The 20,802-nt window shown below is 71.9% G+C and carries 15 protein-coding genes and 2 tRNA genes; 10 read left to right on the top strand and 7 right to left on the bottom strand.

Features of this window, described 5'->3' with window-relative positions:
- The first annotated feature begins 71 nt into the window (after positions 1–71).
- Positions 72–740 carry a pyridoxamine 5'-phosphate oxidase family protein gene (locus DK419_RS04500; protein WP_109958032.1) on the top strand — a complete coding sequence of 223 codons (669 nt, stop codon included), beginning with the start codon at positions 72–74 and terminating at the stop codon, positions 738–740.
- A gap of 16 nt (positions 741–756) precedes the next feature.
- On the opposite strand, the gene DK419_RS04495 is transcribed toward DK419_RS04500, so the two are convergent.
- Together DK419_RS04495 and DK419_RS04490 are read right to left on the bottom strand one after the other, a co-directional pair.
- On the bottom strand, positions 757–1,512 hold the full coding sequence (locus DK419_RS04495) for an AprI/Inh family metalloprotease inhibitor (RefSeq protein ID WP_109958031.1): 756 nt from the start codon (positions 1,510–1,512) through the stop codon (positions 757–759).
- An 18-nt stretch (positions 1,513–1,530) separates the two neighbouring features.
- Positions 1,531–2,487 carry a 2-hydroxyacid dehydrogenase gene (locus tag DK419_RS04490; protein ID WP_208642282.1) on the bottom strand — a complete coding sequence of 319 codons (957 nt, stop codon included), beginning with the start codon at positions 2,485–2,487 and terminating at the stop codon, positions 1,531–1,533.
- 272 nt (positions 2,488–2,759) lie between these two features.
- Between DK419_RS04490 and DK419_RS04485 the strand changes: the two genes are divergently transcribed.
- From DK419_RS04485 to DK419_RS04460, 6 genes are all read left to right on the top strand, one after another.
- On the top strand, positions 2,760–3,851 hold the full coding sequence (locus DK419_RS04485) for an ABC transporter ATP-binding protein (protein WP_109958029.1): 1,092 nt from the start codon (positions 2,760–2,762) through the stop codon (positions 3,849–3,851).
- Positions 3,852–3,949: 98 nt separating this feature from the next.
- Complete coding sequence (locus DK419_RS04480; protein ID WP_109958028.1) at positions 3,950–5,260, top strand: ABC transporter substrate-binding protein; 1,311 nt, start codon at positions 3,950–3,952, stop codon at positions 5,258–5,260.
- 390 nt (positions 5,261–5,650) lie between these two features.
- Positions 5,651–6,595: a carbohydrate ABC transporter permease gene (locus tag DK419_RS04475; protein ID WP_162561145.1), complete on the top strand. Its 945-nt coding sequence runs from the start codon at positions 5,651–5,653 to the stop codon at positions 6,593–6,595.
- Positions 6,596–6,613: 18 nt separating this feature from the next.
- Positions 6,614–7,504, top strand: a complete 891-nt coding sequence (locus tag DK419_RS04470) for a carbohydrate ABC transporter permease (RefSeq protein WP_109958027.1) — start codon at positions 6,614–6,616, stop codon at positions 7,502–7,504.
- 222 nt (positions 7,505–7,726) lie between these two features.
- Positions 7,727–9,142 (top strand): 3-isopropylmalate dehydratase large subunit, encoded by a 1,416-nt coding sequence (leuC, locus tag DK419_RS04465; RefSeq protein ID WP_109958026.1) that lies wholly within the window; start codon positions 7,727–7,729, stop codon positions 9,140–9,142.
- Positions 9,143–9,238: 96 nt separating this feature from the next.
- Positions 9,239–9,323, top strand: a tRNA-Leu gene (locus DK419_RS04460).
- Positions 9,324–9,584: 261 nt separating this feature from the next.
- Here the strand turns inward: DK419_RS04460 and DK419_RS04455 are convergent.
- From DK419_RS04455 to DK419_RS04440, 4 genes are all read right to left on the bottom strand, one after another.
- Positions 9,585–10,004 carry an acyl-CoA thioesterase gene (locus tag DK419_RS04455; protein ID WP_109958025.1) on the bottom strand — a complete coding sequence of 140 codons (420 nt, stop codon included), beginning with the start codon at positions 10,002–10,004 and terminating at the stop codon, positions 9,585–9,587.
- Positions 10,005–10,204: 200 nt separating this feature from the next.
- Positions 10,205–11,548: a sigma-54-dependent transcriptional regulator gene (locus DK419_RS04450; protein ID WP_109958024.1), complete on the bottom strand. Its 1,344-nt coding sequence runs from the start codon at positions 11,546–11,548 to the stop codon at positions 10,205–10,207.
- Positions 11,549–13,450: a sensor histidine kinase gene (locus tag DK419_RS04445; RefSeq protein WP_162561144.1), complete on the bottom strand. Its 1,902-nt coding sequence runs from the start codon at positions 13,448–13,450 to the stop codon at positions 11,549–11,551.
- Between the two features lie 117 nt (positions 13,451–13,567).
- Positions 13,568–14,899, bottom strand: coding sequence for an MFS family transporter (locus tag DK419_RS04440; protein WP_208642281.1), 1,332 nt, complete (start codon positions 14,897–14,899; stop codon positions 13,568–13,570).
- A 377-nt stretch (positions 14,900–15,276) separates the two neighbouring features.
- On the opposite strand from DK419_RS04440, the gene DK419_RS04435 reads away from it, so the two are divergent.
- The 3 genes from DK419_RS04435 (at position 15,277) to DK419_RS04425 (ending at position 17,313) form a co-directional block, all read left to right on the top strand.
- Positions 15,277–15,361, top strand: a tRNA-Leu gene (locus tag DK419_RS04435).
- A 159-nt stretch (positions 15,362–15,520) separates the two neighbouring features.
- Complete coding sequence (locus DK419_RS04430) at positions 15,521–15,721, top strand: hypothetical protein (protein WP_109958022.1); 201 nt, start codon at positions 15,521–15,523, stop codon at positions 15,719–15,721.
- 473 nt (positions 15,722–16,194) lie between these two features.
- Positions 16,195–17,313 (top strand): aminotransferase class V-fold PLP-dependent enzyme, encoded by a 1,119-nt coding sequence (locus DK419_RS04425; RefSeq protein WP_109958021.1) that lies wholly within the window; start codon positions 16,195–16,197, stop codon positions 17,311–17,313.
- Positions 17,314–17,394: 81 nt separating this feature from the next.
- On the opposite strand, the gene DK419_RS04420 is transcribed toward DK419_RS04425, so the two are convergent.
- Entirely contained in the window at positions 17,395–20,646 is a 3,252-nt protein-coding gene (locus DK419_RS04420; protein WP_109958020.1) for a tetratricopeptide repeat protein, read from the bottom strand.
- Between the last annotated feature and the right edge of the window lie 156 nt (positions 20,647–20,802).

The following is a 20,802-nucleotide window of genomic DNA, read 5'->3' as shown; positions in this document are numbered from 1 at the left end:
CCCATCGTCTACGTTCTCCCCGCGCCCCCGCCCGGCATACCCTCACCCAACGACAACAAGGGGGGACGGCCATGAGCGTGTTCTTCGGCGCCACGCACCGGCAGTTGCAGGACGAGCACGGCACCCGTCGGCTCGCGGACCGGCTGGAGGAGAACGCGCACGCGGCGTTCGAGCCGCAGGAGCGCGCCTTCATCGAGGGCGTCGCGATGCTGTTCCTGAGCACCGTCGACGAGCACGGCCAGCCGACCGTCTCCTACAAGGGCGGGGCGCCCGGCTTCGTGCGGGTGACCGGGCCGAGCGAGCTGGTCTTCCCGAACTACGACGGCAACGGCATGTTCATGACCCTCGGCAACATCGCGGCGAGCGAGCGGGTCGGCCTGCTCTTCATCGATTTCGAGCGGCCCCACCGCCTGCGCGTGCACGGCACGGCGAGGCTGACCCGGGACGAGGCCCTGCTCGCGCTCTATCCCGGCGCCGACTGCGTCGTGCAGGTCGCCGCGACGCAGATCTTCGTCAATTGCGGCCGCTACATCCACCGCAGCGCAGGAAGCGCACCCTCGCCCCACGTCCCGGACGAGCGGGGGCGCCAGCCCTTCCCGGCCTGGAAGCGCCTCGACCTGTTCGAGGGCGCGCTGCCGGAGGCCGATGCCCGGCAGGTCGAGGCGGTCGGCGGGACGATCCCGCTCGACGATTACCCCGGCGAGGCCGACCCGGCCCCGGACCTGATGCCGAACCGCTGAGGCCGGACGGCGCCCCTCACGGCTCCACCCGCCGCAGCACGAAGGTCGTCCCGATCTCCGGGTCGCGGCGCCAGCGCCCCTCCCCCACCGGGATCAGCTCGACGCTGTGGCCGCGCCGGGCGACGAGGACGAGGCGGCCGGCCTCGTAGTGCCAGGCGGTGGGATCGAACAGGGCGAGGCCCGGGTCGCGGCAATCCTCCTGGACCTGGGCGCCATCGGCCTTGAGCCTCACCCGGCAGACATCCTTCTCGACGAAGCGGTCGAGGGTGTAGAGCCCGGTGACCCCGGCGGCGGTGGCGGGGGCGACGGCGAGGCCGTCGCGAAGGGTCTCGCGGGCGCTCGGCAAGGTCGAGAGCGCCGCCGGTGTCACCAGCGGCACGTCCGGGACGGCGGGCCGGACGCCGCCTTGGGCCAGGCTGTAGCGCTCGCCGCCCAGCGATTCCGCGCTGCGCGGCCCCTCGCCCTCGGGCGATGCGAAGGCGAGGACCGGCTGGCCCTCGCGGTCGAGGAGCTGGATCAGCTCGCCGTCCTGGCGCCAGCCGGCGAGGCCGTTGACCACGGGGAGCGCCCGGCGGCAGCCGGCGGGAAAGCGCAGGGCCTGTCCCACCGGGCCGGCCTCCGCCGCCAGCGTCAGACCGCAGCGGCGGAAGCTGCCGTCGAGCGCCAGCTCCCAGGCGCCGGCGGCGTCCCGGGGCGGAGACGATTCCTGCGCCGCCGCGCATCCGGTCCAGGCGAGGAGACCGAGGACGGGGAGGAGGCGACGCAGGCGCATGGACGTGGCTCTCGAAGGTCAGGCCTTCCAGGGTGTCTCGGCCACGGGGGTCACCGGACCGTTGCCCTGGAACCAGGAGGTCAGGTTATCAACGACGAGCTGGCCCATCGCGTTGCGTGTGTGGACCGAGGCCGAGCCGACATGTGGCAGCAGAACCGCATGCTCCTGGGCGATCAGGGCGTCCGGCACCTTCGGCTCCTCGGCGAACACGTCGAGGCCAGCGCTCTGGATCGTGCCGTCGGCGAGGGCCGCGGCCAGCGCGTCCTCATCGACCAATGTGCCGCGGGCGACGTTGACGAGCACGCCCTGCGGCCCCAGCGCCTCCAGCACCTCGCGGCCGACGATGTTCTGGGTCTCGGGGCCGCCGGGGGCCACCACCATCAGCACGTCGCAGGCCTTCGCCATCTCGAGGAGCGAGGGGAAGTACTCGTAGGGCACGTCCCCCTGCTTCGTCCGGCCGTGATAGGCGATCGGCAGCCCGAAGGCGACGAGGCGGTGGGCGATCGCCCGGCCGATGCGGCCGAGGCCGAGGATGCCGACCTTGCGCCCGCGCAGCGTCCCGGTGAGCGGATAGGGCTTCTCCAGCCACTTGCCCTGGCGCAGGTAGCGGTCGACCTGCGGGATCTGCCGCACGGTGGCGAGCAGGAGGCCCACCGCCAGATCCGCGACCTCGTCGGTCAGCACGTCCGGCGTATTGGTCACGATGACGCCGCGCCGGCCGCAGGCCGCCGCGTCGATCGTGTCGTAGCCGACGCCGAAATTGGCGACGATCTCGAGCTTCGGCAGCCGGTCGAGCAGCGCGTCGTTCACGTGGACGTGGCTCGCCGCCAGGGCGCGGATCTTCGGGCCGACCTCGTCGAGGAAGCGCTCCTTGTCCTCGGCGCGGTCGCCGCGGTGGAGGGTGAAATGCCTCTCCAGGCTCTCGGTCACGAGCGGCGACATCGGCCGCATGATCAGAACATCTGTGGACTTCAAGCCTGTCTCCCGGTCGTTTCTGGCGCATCCGACGATGGGCGCATGGCGAGGCGCTTGATCTTGCGCCCCGCGCGCCCGATGATGGCCGCCAACACGAGAGGCGGCAAGACAGGCCGCCCCGTTCGACGGGTCGAGGAAACACCCAATGAGCGCCAGACGCCCCCATCCGGGCTCAGCTGTCGTGTCTTCGTCGTCTGCCCGTGGCAGCGCTGCCGTTCCGGTCCGCGCGCCGCGCGCGACCCTATTCTGACATTTACGACCGCGAGGAGCCGATGGCCGGGCTGGAAATCAGGAACGTGCGCAAATCGTTCGGGGCCACCCCGATCCTGCACGGCGTCTCGATCGACATTCAGGACGGGGAATTCGTGATCCTGGTCGGCCCGTCGGGCTGCGGGAAGTCGACCCTTCTGCGCATGATCGCGGGTCTCGAGAACATCTCGGCGGGCGAGATCCGGATCGGATCGCGCGTCGTCAACGCGGTGCCGCCCAAGGAACGCGACATCGCGATGGTGTTCCAGAACTACGCGCTCTACCCGCACATGACGGTGCGGGACAACATGGCCTTCTCGCTCAAGCTCCGGAAGGCCGCCAAGGAGGAGATCGAGAGCCGGGTCGGCCGCGCCGCGGGGATCCTGGGCCTCGAGAAGCTCCTCGACCGCTATCCGCGCCAGCTCTCCGGCGGCCAGCGCCAGCGCGTCGCCATGGGGCGGGCGATCGTGCGCGACCCGCAGGTCTTCCTGTTCGACGAGCCGCTCTCGAACCTCGACGCCAAGCTGCGCGTGGCGATGCGGGCCGAGATCAAGGAGCTGCACCAGCGCCTGCGCACCACCACGGTCTACGTCACCCACGACCAGATCGAGGCCATGACCATGGCCGACAAGATCGTGGTGATGCATGACGGCGTGGTCGAGCAGGTCGGCGCCCCGCTCGAGCTCTACGACCGGCCCGACAACATGTTCGTCGCCGGCTTCATCGGCTCGCCGGCGATGAACTTCCTGAAGGGCAAGGTCGCGGGCGACACGTTCCGCACCGACAGCGGGCTGACCCTGCCGCTGCCGACCCGCGGCGCGCGTCCCGCCGACGGCATGCCGGCGGTCTACGGCCTGCGGCCGGAGCACGTGCGCCTCGCCGAGGGCGGCGTGCCGGTCGAGGTCGCGGTGGTGGAGCCGACCGGCTCCGAGACCATGGTGCTGGTGCGCCCGCCGGGCGGCGGCGCGAAGGACATCGCCCACGAGGTCGCCCGCGACATCGCCTGCGTGTTCCGCGACCGGATCGGCGCAGGCCCGGGCGAGCGGATCACCATCACCGCCGATCCCGGCCTCGTCCACCTGTTCGACGCCGAGAACGGCCGCCGGCTGAACTGAGCCTGCGACGCCTGCCGGCGGCGGCGGGACGCCATCCCGCCGCCGGCCGGTCCCAACGACAACAAATCAAAATCCTTCATCCCGGGAGAGACGCCACGATGTCAGCCTTCGATCGTCGCCAGATCCTCAAGGGGGGTGCCGCCCTCGGCCTCGCCTCCGCGGCGGGCCTGGAGGGCTTCGCCCGCGCCTGGGCGCAGGAGAACCAGTGGAAGCCCGAAGCGGGCGCCTCGCTGAAGCTCCTGCGGTGGAAGCGCTTCATCCCCTCAGAGGACGAGGCCTTCATGCGCCTCGTCGACGCCTTCACCAAGGCCACCGGCGTGCCCGTCACGGTGACGAGCGAATCCTTCGACGACATCCAGCCCAAGGCGTCGGTCGCCGCCAATACCGGCCAGGGCCCGGACATGGTCTGGGGCCTCTACTCCTTCCCGGCCCTGTTCCCGTCGAAGTGCCTCAAGGTCGGCGACGTCGCGGATTACCTCGGCAAGAAGTACGGCGGCTGGCTGCCCGCGGCCGAGGCCTACGGCAAGGTGAAGGGGGAGTGGATCGCCATCCCGATGGCGTTCAACGGCGGCTACATCAACTACCGCATCTCGGCCGTGAACAAGGCCGGCTTCCAGAAGGTCCCGGAGGACCATGCCGGCTTCCTGGAACTCTGCCGCGCGATGAAGAAGAACAACACGCCGGCCGGTTTCGCGCTGGGCCACGCCACGGGCGACGCCAATTCGTGGATCCACTGGGCGCTGTGGTCGCACGACGCCTATCTGGTCGACGCCAACGAGAAGATCGTCATCAACTCGCCGGAGACCGCCAAGGCGCTCGAATACGTCAAGGCGCTCTACGAGACCTTCGTGCCCGGCACGGTGTCGTGGAACGACTCGTCCAACAACAAGGCCTTCCTGTCGGGCGACCTCTACCTCACCGGCAACGGCATCTCGGTCTACGCCGCGGCGAAGAACGAGAGGAAGGACATCGCGGCGGACATGGACCACGCCGTCTGGCCGGTCGGCAAGTCCGGCAAGCCGACCGAGTTCCAGCTCGCCTTCCCGATCCTGGCCTACACCTACACCAAGGCGCCGAACGCCTGTAAGGCCTTCATGGCCTTCGCGCTCGAGGCCCAGAACTACAATTCCTGGCTCGAAGCGTCGCAGGGCTACCTCTGCCATCCGCTCAAGGCCTACGCCAACAACCCGATCTGGACCGCCGACCCGAAGAACAAGGTGTTCGGCGAAGCCTCGTCCCGGACGCTCGCCGCCGGCGGCCTCGCGCCGGTGAGCGAGAAGGTGGCCGCCGTGCTCGCCGACTTCGTCGTCGTCGACATGTTCGCCTCCTACTGCACCGGCCGCGAGGACCTGAAGACCTCGATCCGCACCGCCGAGCGGCAGGCGCAGCGGATCTTCCGGTCGGCCTGACGCCCTGCGCGCGGCTCGTGCGCATCTCCCCTTTCCCCGCCGGATCCCGGGCTTGCCCGGGATCTGCAAGCGATGGACGAAGTCGGGCAAGCCCGCCTTCTCGCGGGGAGAGGGCTGTTGACCCCCTGTCGGGTCGACGGCGAGGCGGCAGCCGAGGGTGAGGGGGAGGTGCCGAATGTGGCTCCTCCGGCATCACCCCCTCACCCTCGCTCCGGCTTCGCCTGCGCTCACTTCATCGACGACAAGGTCGATGAAGTCCTCTCCCCGCCCGCGGGGAGAGGGGAAGCCCGCGCCTCACGCGGCGACTGATGAGTGTGGCAGCGCGACTATGCTGCCCTCATCGTCCCCGAGATGCCCCCAGAACAACAAAACACCCGGAGGAGGCTCCCCGTGGCCGACATCGCCCTCGCCCGCCCCGCCGCGGCGGCGCCCCCGACCGGCTCGGCCTGGAGCCGGTTCCGGACGAGCCGCGGCTGGCTGGGCTTCTGGTTCATGCTGCCCGCAGCCGCGATCCTGCTGCTGTTCCTGGCCTACCCGCTGGGCAAGGGCGTCTGGCTCTCGCTCACCGACACCCGCATCGGGCGCGGCGGCAACTACGTGGGGATCGAGAACTACGAGTGGCTGTGGGACGACAGCGTCTTCTGGCTCTCGGTGTTCAACACGCTCGTCTATACGGGCTTCGCCTCGGTGGCGAAGTTCGCGATCGGCCTCTACCTGGCGCTGCTCCTCAACAAGCGGCTGCCGTTCAAGGCGCTGATCCGCTCGATCGTGCTGATCCCCTTCGTCGTGCCGACGGTGCTGTCGGCGCTGGCGTTCTGGTGGATCTTCGACAGCCAGTTCTCGATCATCTCGTGGTCGCTGCGCCATCTCGGCCTCATCGACCGCAACATCGATTTCCTGGGCGATCCGACGATGGCGCGGATCTGCGTGACCTTCGCCAACATCTGGCGCGGCGTACCGTTCATCGCCATCACGCTGCTCGCCGGCCTGCAGACCGTCTCGCCCTCGCTCTACGAGGCGGCGACGATCGACGGCGCGACGCCGTGGCAGAACTTCCGCCACATCACCCTGCCGCTCCTCACCCCGATCATCGCCGTGGTGATGACCTTCTCGGTGCTGTTCACCTTCACCGACTTCCAGCTGATCTGGGCGATGACCCGCGGCGGCCCCGTCAACGCCACCCACCTGATGGCGACCCTGTCCTACCAGCGCGGCATCCTGTCGGGGAATCTCGGCGAGGGCGCGGCCATCGCCACCGCGATGGTGCCGTTCCTGATCTTCGCCATCGGGATCTCGTGGTTCGGCCTCCAGAACCGCAAGTGGCAGACCGGCTGAGAGAAGGAAAAATCACCCATGGCCGCGACCACGACACCCGACAAGCCCGACGACAACGAGGGCATGGCCTATCTCGACACGCTGCCGAAGCGCGTCGTCACGGTCTACCTGCCGCTCTTCGTCATCCTGGTGGTGCTGCTCTTCCCGTTCTACTGGATGGTCCTGACCGCCATCAAACCGGACGAGCAGCTCATCGACATGGAGACCTACAACCCGTTCTGGGTGGTCTCGCCGACGCTCAAGCACATCTCGAAGCTCCTGTTCCAGACCCATTATCCCCTGTGGCTGTGGAACACGATGATGATCTCGGTGGCGGCCACGGTGCTGTCGCTGTTCGCCAGCGTGCTCGCGGCCTACGCGATCGTGCGGATCCGCTACAAGGGCGCGGTCGCGGTCGGCGCGGCGATCTTCCTCGCCTACCTGGTGCCGCCCTCGATCCTGTTCATCCCGCTCGCCACCATCATCCAGGCCTACGGGCTCTACGATTCGCCCTTCGCCCTGGTGCTGGTCTATCCCACCATCCTGATCCCGTTCTCGACCTGGCTGCTGATGGGGTACTTCAAGACGATTCCCTACGAGCTGGAGGAGTGCGCGCTCATCGACGGGGCGAGCCGCTGGCAGATCCTCGTCAAGATCATCCTGCCGCTGGCGGTGCCGGGGCTGATCTCGGCCGGCATCTTCTCGCTGACCCTGTGCTGGAACGAGTTCATCTACGCGCTGACCTTCCTGTCCTCGACCGACAACAAGACCGTGCCGGTGGCGGTGGTGAGCGAGTTCGTCGACGGCGACATCTATCGCTGGGGCTCGCTGATGGCGGGGGCGCTCGTCGGCTCGCTGCCGCTGGTGATCCTGTACTCGTTCTTCGTCGAGCACTACGTCTCGGCGATGACCGGGGCGGTGAAGGAATGACGGCACCGGCGCCCCCGGACGGCGACGCTTCGGGGGCGCGTCCCAGGGCGACCGACAGGCCGAGGCACGCCTTGCGGTGCCTGCATCCCCTTGCGGCGCCGTGGGGTCTACCCGTCGGCGGACGGGACGGTTACATGACGGGTCCCGGGCCCGAACGCCGCGCGCCCGGCCTCACCGTTAGGTCTTGGTGACAAGGCAACAAACCCCAAGGTCACAATCCCGATGACTGCCCCTCGCACCCTCTACGACAAGATCTGGGACGACCACGTCGTCGATCGTCAGCCGGACGGCACCTGCCTCCTCTACATCGACCGTCACCTCGTCCACGAGGTCACCTCTCCCCAGGCCTTCGAGGGGCTTCGTCTCGCCGGGCGCCGGGTGCGCCACCCGGAGAAGACGCTGGCGGTCGTCGACCACAACGTCCAGACCTCGGACCGCAGCTTCGGGATCGAGGATCCCGAGAGCCGCACGCAGATCGACACGCTGGCCGAGAACGTCCGCGAGTTCGGCATCGAGTACTACGACGCGCTCGATCGTCGGCAGGGCATCGTCCACATCATCGGGCCGGAGCAGGGCTTCACCCTGCCGGGCCAGACGATCGTCTGCGGCGATTCCCACACCTCGACCCACGGCGCCTTCGGGGCGCTCGCCCACGGCATCGGCACGTCGGAGGTCGAGCACGTGCTCGCCACCCAGACGCTGATCCAGAAGAAGGCGAAGAACATGCGCGCCGTCGTCGACGGCCGCCTGCCCGCCGGCGTCGGGGCCAAGGACATCATCCTGGCGATCATCGGCGAGATCGGCACCGCCGGCGGCACCGGCCACGTGCTGGAATATGCCGGCGAGGCGATCCGGGGCCTCTCGATGGAGGGCCGGATGACGATCTGCAACATGTCGATCGAGGGCGGGGCCCGCGCCGGCATGGTCGCCCCCGACGAGACCACCTTCGCCTACATCAAGGACCGGCCGAAGGCGCCGAAGGGCGAGGCGTTCGAGCGCGCGGTCGCGTACTGGCGCAACCTCGTCTCCGACGAGGGCGCCCATTTCGACCGCGAGATCCGGCTCGATGCCGCAAATCTCCCGCCGATCGTGACCTGGGGCACGAGCCCCGAGGACGTCATCTCGGTCCAGGGCCGGGTGCCGGACCCGGCCGCCATCGAGGACGAGAACCTGCGCCTCTCGAAGGAGAAGGCCCTGTCCTACATGGGCCTGACCCCGGGGACGAAGATCACCGACATCGCCCTCGACAAGGTGTTCATCGGCTCCTGCACCAACGGCCGCATCGAGGACCTGCGGATCGTCGCCCGCATGGTCGAGGGGCGCAAGATCCACCCGAACGTGTCGGGCATGGTGGTGCCGGGCTCGGGGCTGGTGAAGGAGCAGGCGGAGCAGGAGGGCCTCGCTCGGATCCTGATCGAGGCCGGCTTCGACTGGCGCGAGCCGGGCTGCTCGATGTGCCTCGGCATGAATGCCGACCGCCTCAAACCCCACGAGCGCTGCGCCTCGACCTCGAACCGCAACTTCGAGGGCCGCCAGGGCCACAAGGGCCGCACGCACCTCGTCTCCCCGGCGATGGCCGCGGCCGCCGCCATCGCGGGCCACTTCGTCGACATCCGCGAGTGGCCGGCCGGGGCTTGAGCCGACGATGACGAACGGCGGAGTTCGGCGTTGACGCCGGCTCCGCCGCCGACTAAACGAACTGACACCGGGGCGCCGCCAAGGCGGTGCTCTAGGGCCCAGGTGGCGGAATTGGTAGACGCGCTGGTTTCAGGTACCAGTGGTGCAAGCCGTGGAGGTTCGAGTCCTCTCCTGGGCACCAACACCCCTCGATGGTGTTGATGCTTTCCGCGATGCGGTAATCTTCCCCTTCGGTACGATTCCTGAGTTGCTTGCACCGCCTAGCGCGAGAGCGTGTTCGGTTGATCCCGATCGATCCCGACAGCCTCTGCGTCATACCGGGCCCCGCAGCGGAGCCCGGAATGGCGATGTGCGTGGGGAAGTCTTGCGCCGAATCCTCCCCTGAGCGGCGCCCTCCCCTGTTCGCGGCAGGACCGACGGGCGCCGCCGGCGCGCGAAAGCCTTAGGCCCCACCCGATCCGGGCGTCTCCGGCGGCACCGCGCGGGGGCGCCGGTTCTCGTCGATCGCCACGAAGGTGAACAGCGCCTGCGTCACCTTGATGGTCTCCTCGCTCTCCCGGGCGCGGCGCCACGCCTCGATCTGGATGCGGATCGAGGACCGGCCCACCGAGACGATCTGCGCGTAGAGGCTGACCTCGTCGCCGACCACGACCGGCTGCAGGAAGGTCATGCCCTCGACCGCGATGGTGGCGCAGCGCCCCCGGGCCCGGCGCGCCGCCACGTTGCCGGCGGCGAGATCCATCTGGGCCATGAGCCAGCCGCCGAAGATGTCGCCCGCCGGGTTGGTGTCGGCCGGCATGGCGATGGTGCGGATCACCGGGGGACCCCAGGCGGGCAGAGGAGAGGGCAGCGCGTCGGACATGGCTTTGAAGACCGGGATCAAGGGGTGGCGGGAGAGGGGGACCGGGAGGGGCACCTTGGAGCGCCCCTCGCGCAGGGTAAGCCAGGACGACGATCCATCCCGCGTCAGTCGGAACGGCATGCTCCTGGAGCAGCGCCCGACCGGTGATCGTGCAGCACTTTCCATGCCGGACCGGTCTTCGCTTCGCCGCGAACGAGGCTCTAACCGACGAAGTCGCCGCGGCTCAGGCCGTAGCGCTGCATCTTCTCGTTGAGGGTGCGCCGAGGCACGTCGAGGAGACGCATCGCTTCCGCGATGTTGCCCTGCGCCTGCTGCAGCGCCTGCTCGATCAGGCCCCGCTCGTAGGCCTCGACCCGCGCGGCGAGCGGCGGCTGCCCGGCCTCGCCCGGGTCCGGGGCGGCGCCGAGCCGGTCGAGGCCGAAGGCGTAGCGCTCGGCCGCGTTGCGCAATTCGCGCACGTTGCCGGGCCAGGGCTGCTCGACGAGGTCCCGGACATGCCGGGTGCTCAACGGCCGCATCGCCCGGCCATGCGCCTCGGCGGCCCGGGCGGCGAAGTGCTCGAACAGGAGCGGGATGTCCTCGCGCCGCTCGCGCAAGGGCGGGATGCGCAGGCTCGCGACGTCGAGGCGGTAGTAGAGGTCGGGGCGGAAGCGCCCGGCCTCGGCCTCGGCGCGCAGGTCGACCTTGCTGGCGCAGAGCGTGCGCAGGTCGGCGGCGACCGACTCGTTGGCGCCGAGCCGCTCCACCCGGTGCTCCTGCAGCACCCGCAGCAGCTTGACCTGGCCGGAGAGCGGCATCGCCTCGATCTCGTCGAGGAAGAGCGTGCCGCGATGGGCGTATTCGAGCTTGCCGATCCGGCGCTTGAGCGCGCCCGTGAAGGCGCCGGCCTCGTAGCCGAACAGCTCGCTCTCCATCATCGTGTCGGGGATCGCGCCGCAATTGACCGGGACGAAGCGCCCCTCGCGCCGGCTCGAGAAGGCGTGCAGGCACTGCGCCACCAGCTCCTTGCCGGAGCCGGTCTCGCCATTGACGACGACGTTGACCGGTGTCGCGGCGAGGTCGAGCACCTCGCGCCGCAGGGCCTCCATCGCCCGGGAGGTGCCGATCAGCCGGCTCTCGATGGCGTGCGCGTCCGTGCCCGCGTGGAGCCGGCGCAGGCGCAGGGTGAGGTGGCGCTTCTCGCAGGCGCGGCCGATCGCGTCGACGAGGCGCTCGGGCGCGAAAGGCTTCTCGATGAAGTCGTAGGCGCCGCGCCGCATCGCCTCGACCGCCATCGGCACGTCGCCGTGGCCGGTGACGAGCAGGACCGGCAGCTCGGGATCCAGGCTGAGCGCCCGCTCCAGCACCGCGAGGCCGTCCATCCGCGGCATGCGCATGTCGGTGACGAGGATGCCGGGGAAGCGCTCGTCGATCGCGGCGAGCGCGCCGTCGGGGGCCTCGAAGGTCGAGACGGCGTAGCCGGCGAGGGTCAGCCACTGCTCCAGCGCCTCGCGCACCGTCTCCTCGTCGTCGACGAAGAGGACGCGTTCCACCCGTGCCGCCATTCAGGCCTCCATCGCCGGCAGGACGAGGGTCAGCACGGCGCCGCGCTCGCCGTTCTCGGCAGCCAGGCTGCCCCCGAGGTCGCGCACGATGAGCGAGGACAGGGACAGGCCGAGCCCGAGCCCCTCGCCGGCGGACTTGGTGGTGAAGAACGGATCGAAGATCCGTCCCATATGCTCGGCCGCGATCCCGCTGCCGCTATCCGCGACGGCGAGCCGCCAGGAGGAGGCGGAATCGCCGGGGGAGGCCGGCTCGTGCGCCGCGCTCAACGAGAGCCGGCGCTCGGGGGCGTCGCGCATCGCGTCGAGGGCGTTGACCATGAGGTTCAGGAGCACCTGCTCGAGGCGCACCGGCTCGGCCCGCACCGTCGCGTCGGGCGGGATCCGGCACTCGACCGCGACGCCGTCGGCCCGCAGCCGGACCCGCAGCAGGTCGAGGGCGGCCTCCGCCGCCGCGGCGAGGCGCACCGGCTCGCAATGCCCGGGGCCGGTCTTGCGGGCGAAGTCCTTGAGGTGGCGGATGATCTCGGCGATGCGCTGCGTGACCTCGGTCATGCGCTGCAGGTTGCGGCGCACCGTCGCCTCGTCGCCGCGCTCGAGGAACACCGCGGTGCTGGCCAGGAAGGTGCGCAGGGCCGCGAGCGGCTGGTTGATCTCGTGGTTGATCGCCGTGGAGATCTGGCCGAGCGCCGCGAGCCGGCCGGCATGGATCAGCTCGTCCTGGGTCGCCCGCAGGGCCGCGGTGGCGCGCTCGCGCTCGCCGATCTCGGCCCGCAGGCGCGCGTTGGCGTCGCTGAGGTCGTGGGTCCGCTCCGCCACACGCCGCTCGAGGGCGAGCCGCATCGCCTGCTCGGCCCGCAGGCGCCGCCGCTTCTGGCTCGCGGCGGCGAGCGCGAAGGCGAGCGCCAGGCAGGCGACGCCCGTGGCGGCCGCCACCAGGAGGGCCTGGCGGAAGGCGGCCCCGGTCGGGGCGACGTACCAGAGCGTCCAGCCGAGATCCGGCATCGCGACGGGCTCGACGATGCCGCGCCCGGCCCGGCCGGCGGAGGGGAGCCGGATCGTCCCGCCGGGATCGGGCGGGCCGTCCTCCAGGAGGGGCCGCAGGTCGCTGTCGCCGTATTGCCGGGCCGCGCGGATGCGGTCCGTGTCGGCCGCGGCGAGAGGCCGGAACGGGCGGTACTTCCAGCCGGGCTCGCTCGCCAGGAAGACGATCCCGGCGGCGTCGGAGACGAGGATCTGCTCGCCCGCCCGCCGCCACTCGCCCTCCAGGCCCTCGAGGTCGACCTTGACCACCACGACGCCCGCGACCGGGCCGGCGCCCTCCCCGCCTCGCGCGACCACCGCCTTGCCGATGAACAGGCCCGGCTGCTGGGTGGTGGTGCCGACCCCGAAGTAGCGCGAGGCGCCGCTCGCCAGGGCGTCGAGGAAGTAGGGCCGGTAGGCGTAGGTGGAGCCGACGAAGGAGAGCGGCTGGTTCCAGTTGCTCGCGCCGAGCGTGAGCCCGTTCGCGTCCATGAGGTAGATCGCGGCGGCCCCCGAGGCCCCGGCGATCGCCTCGAACTTGGCGTTGACGGCCGCGACCGCACCGGACGCGGCCGGATCGGCCAGCAGGCCCTGGACCTGCGTGTCGAGGGCGAGGACGGTGGGCAGGGAGCGGTAGCGGTCGAACGCCGCGCGCAGGACCGCCTCGGCGATCACGAGGCGCTGGCGCGCGGCGCGCCGCACCTGGTCGTGGCCGGCATTCAGGGCGAGGAGGAAGACCGCGAGGGTGAGCGCCAGGATCGCGGCCGCCCAGGCCCACCGCCGGGCCCCGGCCCCGCCGAGGAGCGCGCGCCGCGGCGCCGCGGCCGGGAGGTCGGCAGGATGGGCTTGGCTCATGCCGGGCGCCTCGACTGCGGGGGTCACGCGGGTCTCGAAGTCCCCGCCGTGCCCCGAAACGGGGATCGCCCGCAAGCGAAAGCCGAGGGGGTCCGGGCGTCGCGAGGACCGGGACCCGGGAGGTCCCGGTCCTCGTCGCGGGCGTCAGTCGCTCATCCGGCCGTTGCCGTCGAGGTAGCCGTACTTGCGGGTGTCGGGCATCCACAGCGAGGCGGCGAAGGCCACCGCCGCCATGGCGGCGACGTACCAGTAGAACAGGCCCTCGTTGCCGTAGGTCTTGAACGAGAGCGCGACGTATTCCGCCGTGCCGCCGAACAGCGCGTTGGCGATGGCGTAGGGCAGGCCGACGCCGAGCGCGCGGATCTCGGCCGGGAACAGCTCGGCCTTCACCACGCCGCTGATCGAGGTGTAGAAGGACCCGATCACGAGGCCGGTGAGGATCAGCCCGAAGGCGGCCCAGGGGCTCGTCACCAGCGACAGGCTCGAGAGCAGCGGCACCGCGCCGAGGGTCGCGAGCCCGCTGAACAGGATCATGTTGTTGCGCCGCCCGATCCTGTCGGAGAGGGCGCCGAAGACCGGCTGCAGCAGCATGAACACCACGAGCGCCAGGGTCATCACGGTCGAGACCGTCTTCAGGTCGAGCTTCACCGTGTTGACCAGGAACTTCTGCATGTAGGTGGTCATGGTGTAGAAGTAGAGCGACCCGCCCATGGTGAAGGCGAGCGTGATCAGGAGCGCCCGCTTGTGCTGCATCAGCGCGCGCAGCGAGCCGGCCTCCTTGCTCTTCATGGTCTCGTGCGAGGCGGATTCCTTCAGCGAGCCGCGCAGCATCATCGCGACGATCGCCGCGGCGGCGCCGAGCAGGAACGGGACGCGCCAGCCCCAGGCGCGCATCTCCTCGGCCGAGAGCATGTGCTGGAGCGCGAACACCACCAGGACCGCGAGGAGCTGGCCGCCGATCAGGGTGACGTACTGGAACGACGACAGGAAGCCGCGCCGGCCCTTGCCGGCGATCTCGCTCATGTAGGTCGCCGCGGTGCCGTACTCGCCGCCGACCGAGAGGCCCTGGGCCAGCCGGGCGACGAGGAGCAGCACGGGGGCCAGCACGCCGATCGTCTCGTAGGTCGGCAGGATGCCGATCATCAGCGAGCCGGCGCACATCAGCAGCACCGAGAACACCATCGAGGACTTGCGGCCGCGCCGGTCGGCGATGCGGCCGAAGATCCAGCCGCCGAGCGGCCGCATGAAGAACCCGACCGCGAAGATGCCGGCGGTGGCGAGCAGCTGGCCGGTCGGGCTGCTGCTCGGGAAGAACGCGGAGGCGAAGTAGATCGACGTGAAGGCATAGGCGTAGAAGTCGTACCACTCGACCAGGTTGCCGGACGAGGCGGCGACGATGGCCCTGATCTTCTGGCGGTCGGTCGCCTCGGCGGGCGCCGGGCTCACCCCGATCGCCGCCTGTGCAGCCATGGTCATGGACGTTCTCCCTGATCTGGTTCTCCCGCGACGCGCGGGTCCGATGGATGTCCCACCCGACCGTCCAGGCCTTTCGGCTTCTTGCGGGCGGCGTCGGCGGGCAGCGGGGGAGCGATGGCAAGCCGGATGCCAGGCCAAAGAATTAAATTAACCGATATCCATCAACAGGATGCCTGCGCACCGGGCTGGCCGCTTGAGCGGGAAGGCGCCGATCGACCCAAGGCCGTCGGCGGAAATCCGCCGACGGCGCCCGGACGGCCCGGTCCGAACCGCGAAGGCGCCTCGCCCGCATCCCGCCGCGGCACCGCTCAAGCCCGTTGACGCCGGCTCCGCCGCCCTCTAAACGACCTCCACCGCGGCGCTGCGAGGCGCCACGGGCCCAGGTGGCGGAATTGGTAGACGCGCTGGTTTCAGGTACCAGTGGTGCAAGCCGTGGAGGTTCGAGTCCTCTCCTGGGCACCAACACCCCTCGATGGTGTTGATGCCGTCCCGCAGCGGGATGCGAGCCGAACGGCGACGAACCTGATCTCTTCGTGCAAACTCGGACGATAGGCTGAGCTGCCTGGCACCGAACCGGTCCGGGCTTGTTCGCGTTGGGCTGCGCCAACGGAGGACACGCCCATGCCGCGTAGCGACGATCTGCTCACCGCTCGCCCGCACCTGACCCGCCGCGACGAGGACGAGGCCGCCGCCAAGGCCGGGGTGACGCCGGCCGACCACGACGCCGCGGGCAAGCCCGACGCCCTCGATCCCGGCACCAGCACCACCGGCGGGGAGCCGCGGCCGCGCAAGCCCGCCCCGGCGGGCGAGGGCGAGGTCTAACCCTGGGGCTCGACGGCACGCGGGCTCGACTCAGCAGGCTTCACGGTACACGGCAGGGGCTGTCTGGCTGCGTGTCAGCCCCTCCCATCCAGAACCTCATCCTGAGGTGCCGCGTAGCGGCCTCGAAGGAGCGCTCCAGGGATCGCGGAGATTTCTGGAGCCCTCCTTCGAGGCTGCTGCAAGCAGCAGCACCTCAGGATGAGGTCGCAGGTGGGACAAGCCTGACGATCCCGGGCATTGCGCCGGGGCGTGCACCATGGCAAGCCAATCTTTGGCCTGCCATGCTTTTGTCTTGTAGAAATTTCGTCGCAAACCCGGCGTCTATTGCGTGAAATCTGCTCAGCCATCGACCACTTTCCTGCTACGCGCCGCCTCGTCGTAGGATGCGCGAGGTCCGATCCTGTCCCTCCGTCAGTTTAAACCCCCACGCACCCCGCCTCGCGTGCCCGGGCGAACGGATGCAAGGTGCCCCCATGACCACCATCGCTCCCCTGCCGTGCCAGCGGCACCTGTTCGAGGTTCCCGACGACGTCAGCTACCTCGACGCGGCGGCGTGGTCGCCGCTGCCCCGGGCGGTCCGCGAGGCCGGGGAGGCGGGCCTGCTCGTGAAGAGCCGGCCCTGGGCGCACCCGCGCGAGGCGGTGCCGGCCCAGGCCGAGCGGGCGCGGGCGGCGGCGGCCCGGCTCGTCGGCGCGGCCGCGGACGACGTGGCGATCGTCGGGTCCGTGAGCCACGCGATGGCCACCGCCGCCGCGAACCTGGCCGTCGCGCCGGGCGGGCGCGTGCTGCGCGTCGCGGACGAGTTCCCGTCGCTGTGCTACGCCTTCGACCGGCTCGCGCGCGCGCGGGACCTGGTCGTCGAGGAGGTTCCCCGCCCCGGGGACGGCGACTGGACGGCGGCCCTGCTGGAGGCGATCGGGCGCCCCGGGGCACCGCCCATGGCGATCGCGACCCTGACCCCGTCGCACTGGACCGACGGCGGGCTGATCGACCTCGACCGCCTCGCGCCGGCCGTCCACGCCTCCGGCGCCGCCCTGGTGATCGACGCGACCCAGACGGCGGGGGCCCGGCCGGTGGATGTCGGCCGCTGGCGCCCCGACTTCCTGGCCTTCCCGACCTACAAGTGGACGCTCGGGCCCTACGGGCTCGCCTTCCTGTACGCCGCGCCGCGCCGGCAGGACGGCGCTCCGATCGAGGAGAACGCCGGCAACCGCCCGCCCGCGGCGGGTGCCAGGCGCTACGACCGGGGCGAGCTGAACGACCCGGTGCTGCTGCCGATGGCGGCGACCGGCCTCGAGCTGATCCTGTCCTGGGACCCGGCGGCGGTGGCGGCCCGGCTGCGTCGCCTCACCGACCGTCTGGCGGAGGAAGCCTGCGGGCTCGGCTTATCGGCGGCGCCGGGGCACCTGCGCGTGCCGAACGTCCTCGGGCTGCGCGCGCCGGGCGGGCTGCCCCCCGGCCTGACGGATCGCCTGCGGGAGGCGGGCGTCTTCGCGAGCGAACGATCCGGGGCGCTGCGGCTCAGTCCGCACGCCTGGTCCGACGGGGACGACGTGGAACGCTGCGTCGCGGCCCTGCGCCGGGTTCTGTAGGGCCTCTTCCGTCCCGTCGCGCGGGCAGGCGGTCGGGCTTCGCCTCCGGCGCCGACCCGCGACACCGGCCGGTCGCGAGGCTCAGCCCGGCGCCGGCCCGCCGGCGCCGCGGGCCTCGGGTCCCGTTCCCGGCGCCGCGGCGGCGTCGGGCTTCGGCCGCTCGGGGGCGGCGCTCTCGGGGTAGCGGGCGCGGTAGGCGCGCAGGAACTCGGTCAGGGTCTCGGCGCTCGTCGCCTGGCGCACGAGGCTGCGGAAGGCCGCGGTCCCGGCGGCGTTGGGCGCCGCGACGAGGCCGAAGGTCCGGGCGTCGGGGCTGTCGGCCATCTTCGGGGTGTACTTGGTGCGCAGGCGGTCGAGGCTCAACGAATCCTCGGCGAGCGCGTAGCCGATCGCCGCGCGCATCACGTCGGCGCGTTCGGGATCGGAGAGCGGGCCGGATTCGCGCCAGCGCGTCCCCAGCATCGCCTCGTGCGCCTCGCCGGCGTCGCGCCAGCGCCGGGCGCTCCACAGGATGTCGCCGCGCAGGTGCGCAGCCTCCGGGCCGGCCGTGCCCTCGAGCAGTTCGAGCGCGAGGTCGGTGCGCGACAGGTCGGACAGGGCGCGGGCCTCGAGCAGCAGGCGCGCGTCGCGGATCTGGGCCGGCAGCTCCGGCAGGCGGGTGTTCTGCAGGACCTTGAGCGCCTTGAGCGGCTCGCCCTCCATCAGCCGGACTGTGGCGAGCCTGGCCGCGACGCTCGCCCGCGCCGCGCCGGCGAGGCGGTTGTCGACCTGGTGCTGGAGGAGGTCGCCCGCGGCGTCCAGGAGGTCGAGGGCGACGAGGCGGTCGGCCAGGCGCCGCACGATCTCGTCGCCCTGGCGGCCGACCGGCGTGAACTCCTTGAAGTCGTAGAACAGCGCCAGGGCCTCGATGCGCCCGAGGCTCGCGCCCCGGTCCGACAGGAACAGGGCCGAGAACAGCGACACCGTCTCGTCGTGCAGGCCGCGGGTCGCCGGGTGGTCGGGATAGAGGCGGTTGGCCTTGCGCGCGGTCGCGAAGGCGTCGCGCCAGCGCCCGGCCCCGGCATAGAGCCGGCCGAGCCGGGCGAAGGCCTCGGCCTCGGCCTCGCCGTGCCAGGTCAGGGTCAGGCGCTCGAGGCGGTCGATCGCGGCCTCGGGGGTCATCGTGCCGGTGGCCCGCCCGAGATCGACGACCCGCAGGGTCGCGTCGGCGGCGACCGGCGGCGCGCCGGTCTCGGCGAGCTGCTGGTAGCCGCGGCGGGCCTCGCCGTCCTGGCCGATCGCCTCGGCGAAGCGCGCCTTGAGGAAGGCGAGCCGGTCGCGCGGGAGCGCGCCATCGGCGAGCGGCGTCACGGCGGTGAGCGCCCGCTGGGCGAAAGCCGGGTCCTTGGCGTCGAGGGCGACCTCGGCGGCCGCGAGGTAGAGCGGCAGCTGCAGGTCGTCCGGATAGGCCTCGATCACCGGCAGGCCGGCCTTGAAGGCGGCGAGCGCCGGGCCGCTGCGCCGGCCCCGGGCATCGAGGAGCCCGCGCCACACCCGCGTCTCGGGGTCCAGGCCCTGCCTGGCGTCGGGGCCGAGGAACCCGGCCGCCCGGGCGTCCTGCCCCATGCGCAGGGCGGCGATCGCCGAGAGGAGCCGCGCCGGCCGCTCCGCGGCGAGGGCCGCATCCTCCCGGGCGGCGTAGGCGAGGACGCCGGAGGCCTCGGACGAGAAGCCGTTGGCGAGGAGCACCCGGGCGAGGTCGAGGCGGGCGGCGGAGCGGGCCGGCCGCTCGGCCGCGGCCGCGGCGGCCTCGGCGGCGCGGATGCGGGCGCGCACGTCGCCGCGCTGGTCCTCGCGCCAGCGCTCCGGCTGCACCATCAGGGCGGCGGCGTGGGCGCCCGCCTCCGGCGCCTCCGCCACCGCCGGCGAGACCGACAGGCCGCCCGAGCGGGTGATCGTCACGTCGTTGAGGCCGGGGCGCACCGCGAGGTCGTCCGCCGCCGCCAGCACGGCCACGCCCTGGCGACTCGGCAGGATCTCGAACTCGACGAAGCGGCCGCGCTTCGGCACTCCGGCGATGCGGGGGCCGCGGGCGGTCACCACGGCGATGCGCTCGCCGTCGCGCTCCAGCCACAGCGCGCCGCCGGGGCGGGCAAGCGGCACCGTGACCGCGGGCTTGCCGGAGGGATCGGCGCTGCGCTGCGGCGCCAGGAGGTCGCCGCCCGGCGCGCTGCCGTCGCCGAGCACCAGATCCCAGCCCTGCCCCTCCCCCGCCGCGAGCTGGGCGAGGATGCCGGGATCGAGCCGCAGGCGCATCGCCGTGAACGCGCCCTCCACCCACGGCCCCTCGGCGAGGCTCGCCGGCGCGCCCGCCGGCAGCGCCGGCAGGCCGACCGTGCCGGAGGTCTCGAAGACCAGGGTGGCGATGCCGCCGCGCTCGAACAGGGCCGCGGGCGGCCGGGCCGCGAACGGGAAGGCGATCCGGAAGGCCGGGCCGGACCGGACGATGCGGGCCTGGACCGGGCCGGCGGCCGCCGGCGGCTCGGCCGGGGCGGGGGCGGGCGCCTCGGCCGGCGGACGGAATTCGGCCCGGGCCTGGACCTGAGGCGGCGGCGCGGAGGCGGCGGGCGGAGCGGGCGGCTCCGCCTGCGGGGCCTCGGATGCCGGCGGCTTGGCGCCCGCCGCCTTCTCCCCGGCAGCCTTCTCCCCGGCAGCCTTGGCGCCCGGCCTGACGAGGTCGAGGACGTACGCGTCCTCCTCGCGGTAGCCGTCCGCGGTGTAGCCCTCGGCGAGCTTCAGGGTCAGCCGGGCCGCCTCAGGCCCGGCCTCGACGCCGAACTTCGCCACGGCGCTCACCAGGGCGGCACGGGCCTCCGCGGCGTCGACCGTGTAGGTGCCGGGGATGCGCAGGCGGATCTCGGAGCCGGCGCGCTCCAGGCCCACCTCGGTGTCCCGCGGCAGGCGCACCGAGAGGCGGGACAGGGTCGGCAGGTTCGCCGCCTCGAGGCGCAGCGGCACCGCGCGCCGGGCCTTCTGGGCGGCCTCGCGGCGCAGGCGCTCGCTCAGCTCCTCGGCCCGCCGGTTGAGGTCGGCCAGGACCTCCGGCGGCAGGCCCGGCGGCAGGCCGGTCCAGCCCTCGGGCATCAGGTCGATGAAGACCCGCTCGCCGGCCTCCAGCACGTTGATCCGGTAGGGCGCCTGGAGCGCGACGCGCATGCCGGCGCCGTCGGGGTCGCGGCGGACCTGCGCCACGTAGGCCGGCATCTCGGCGGCCAGGCGGTCGCGCTGGCCGGTCACCGGTTCGCGGAACGTCACCACCAGCACGCCGCCGGTGACCTTGGCGGCCACCTTCACGCCGTGGTCGAAGGTGAGGGCGATGCGCCCGAAATTCTTCTGCTCGCTGCCCTGGATCGCGACGAGCTGCGCCGCCTCGGCCGCGCCGGCCCCGGGCCAACGCCGCCAGCGCCATCAGCGCCGCCGCGCGGCGGCTCCTGCCCGTCGATCCCATGG

The organism is Methylobacterium terrae (assembly GCF_003173755.1).
GTDB lineage: Bacteria > Pseudomonadota > Alphaproteobacteria > Rhizobiales > Beijerinckiaceae > Methylobacterium > Methylobacterium terrae.
Note: the sequence above shows the minus strand (reverse complement) of the source record. Positions and strands in the feature narration are given on the sequence as shown.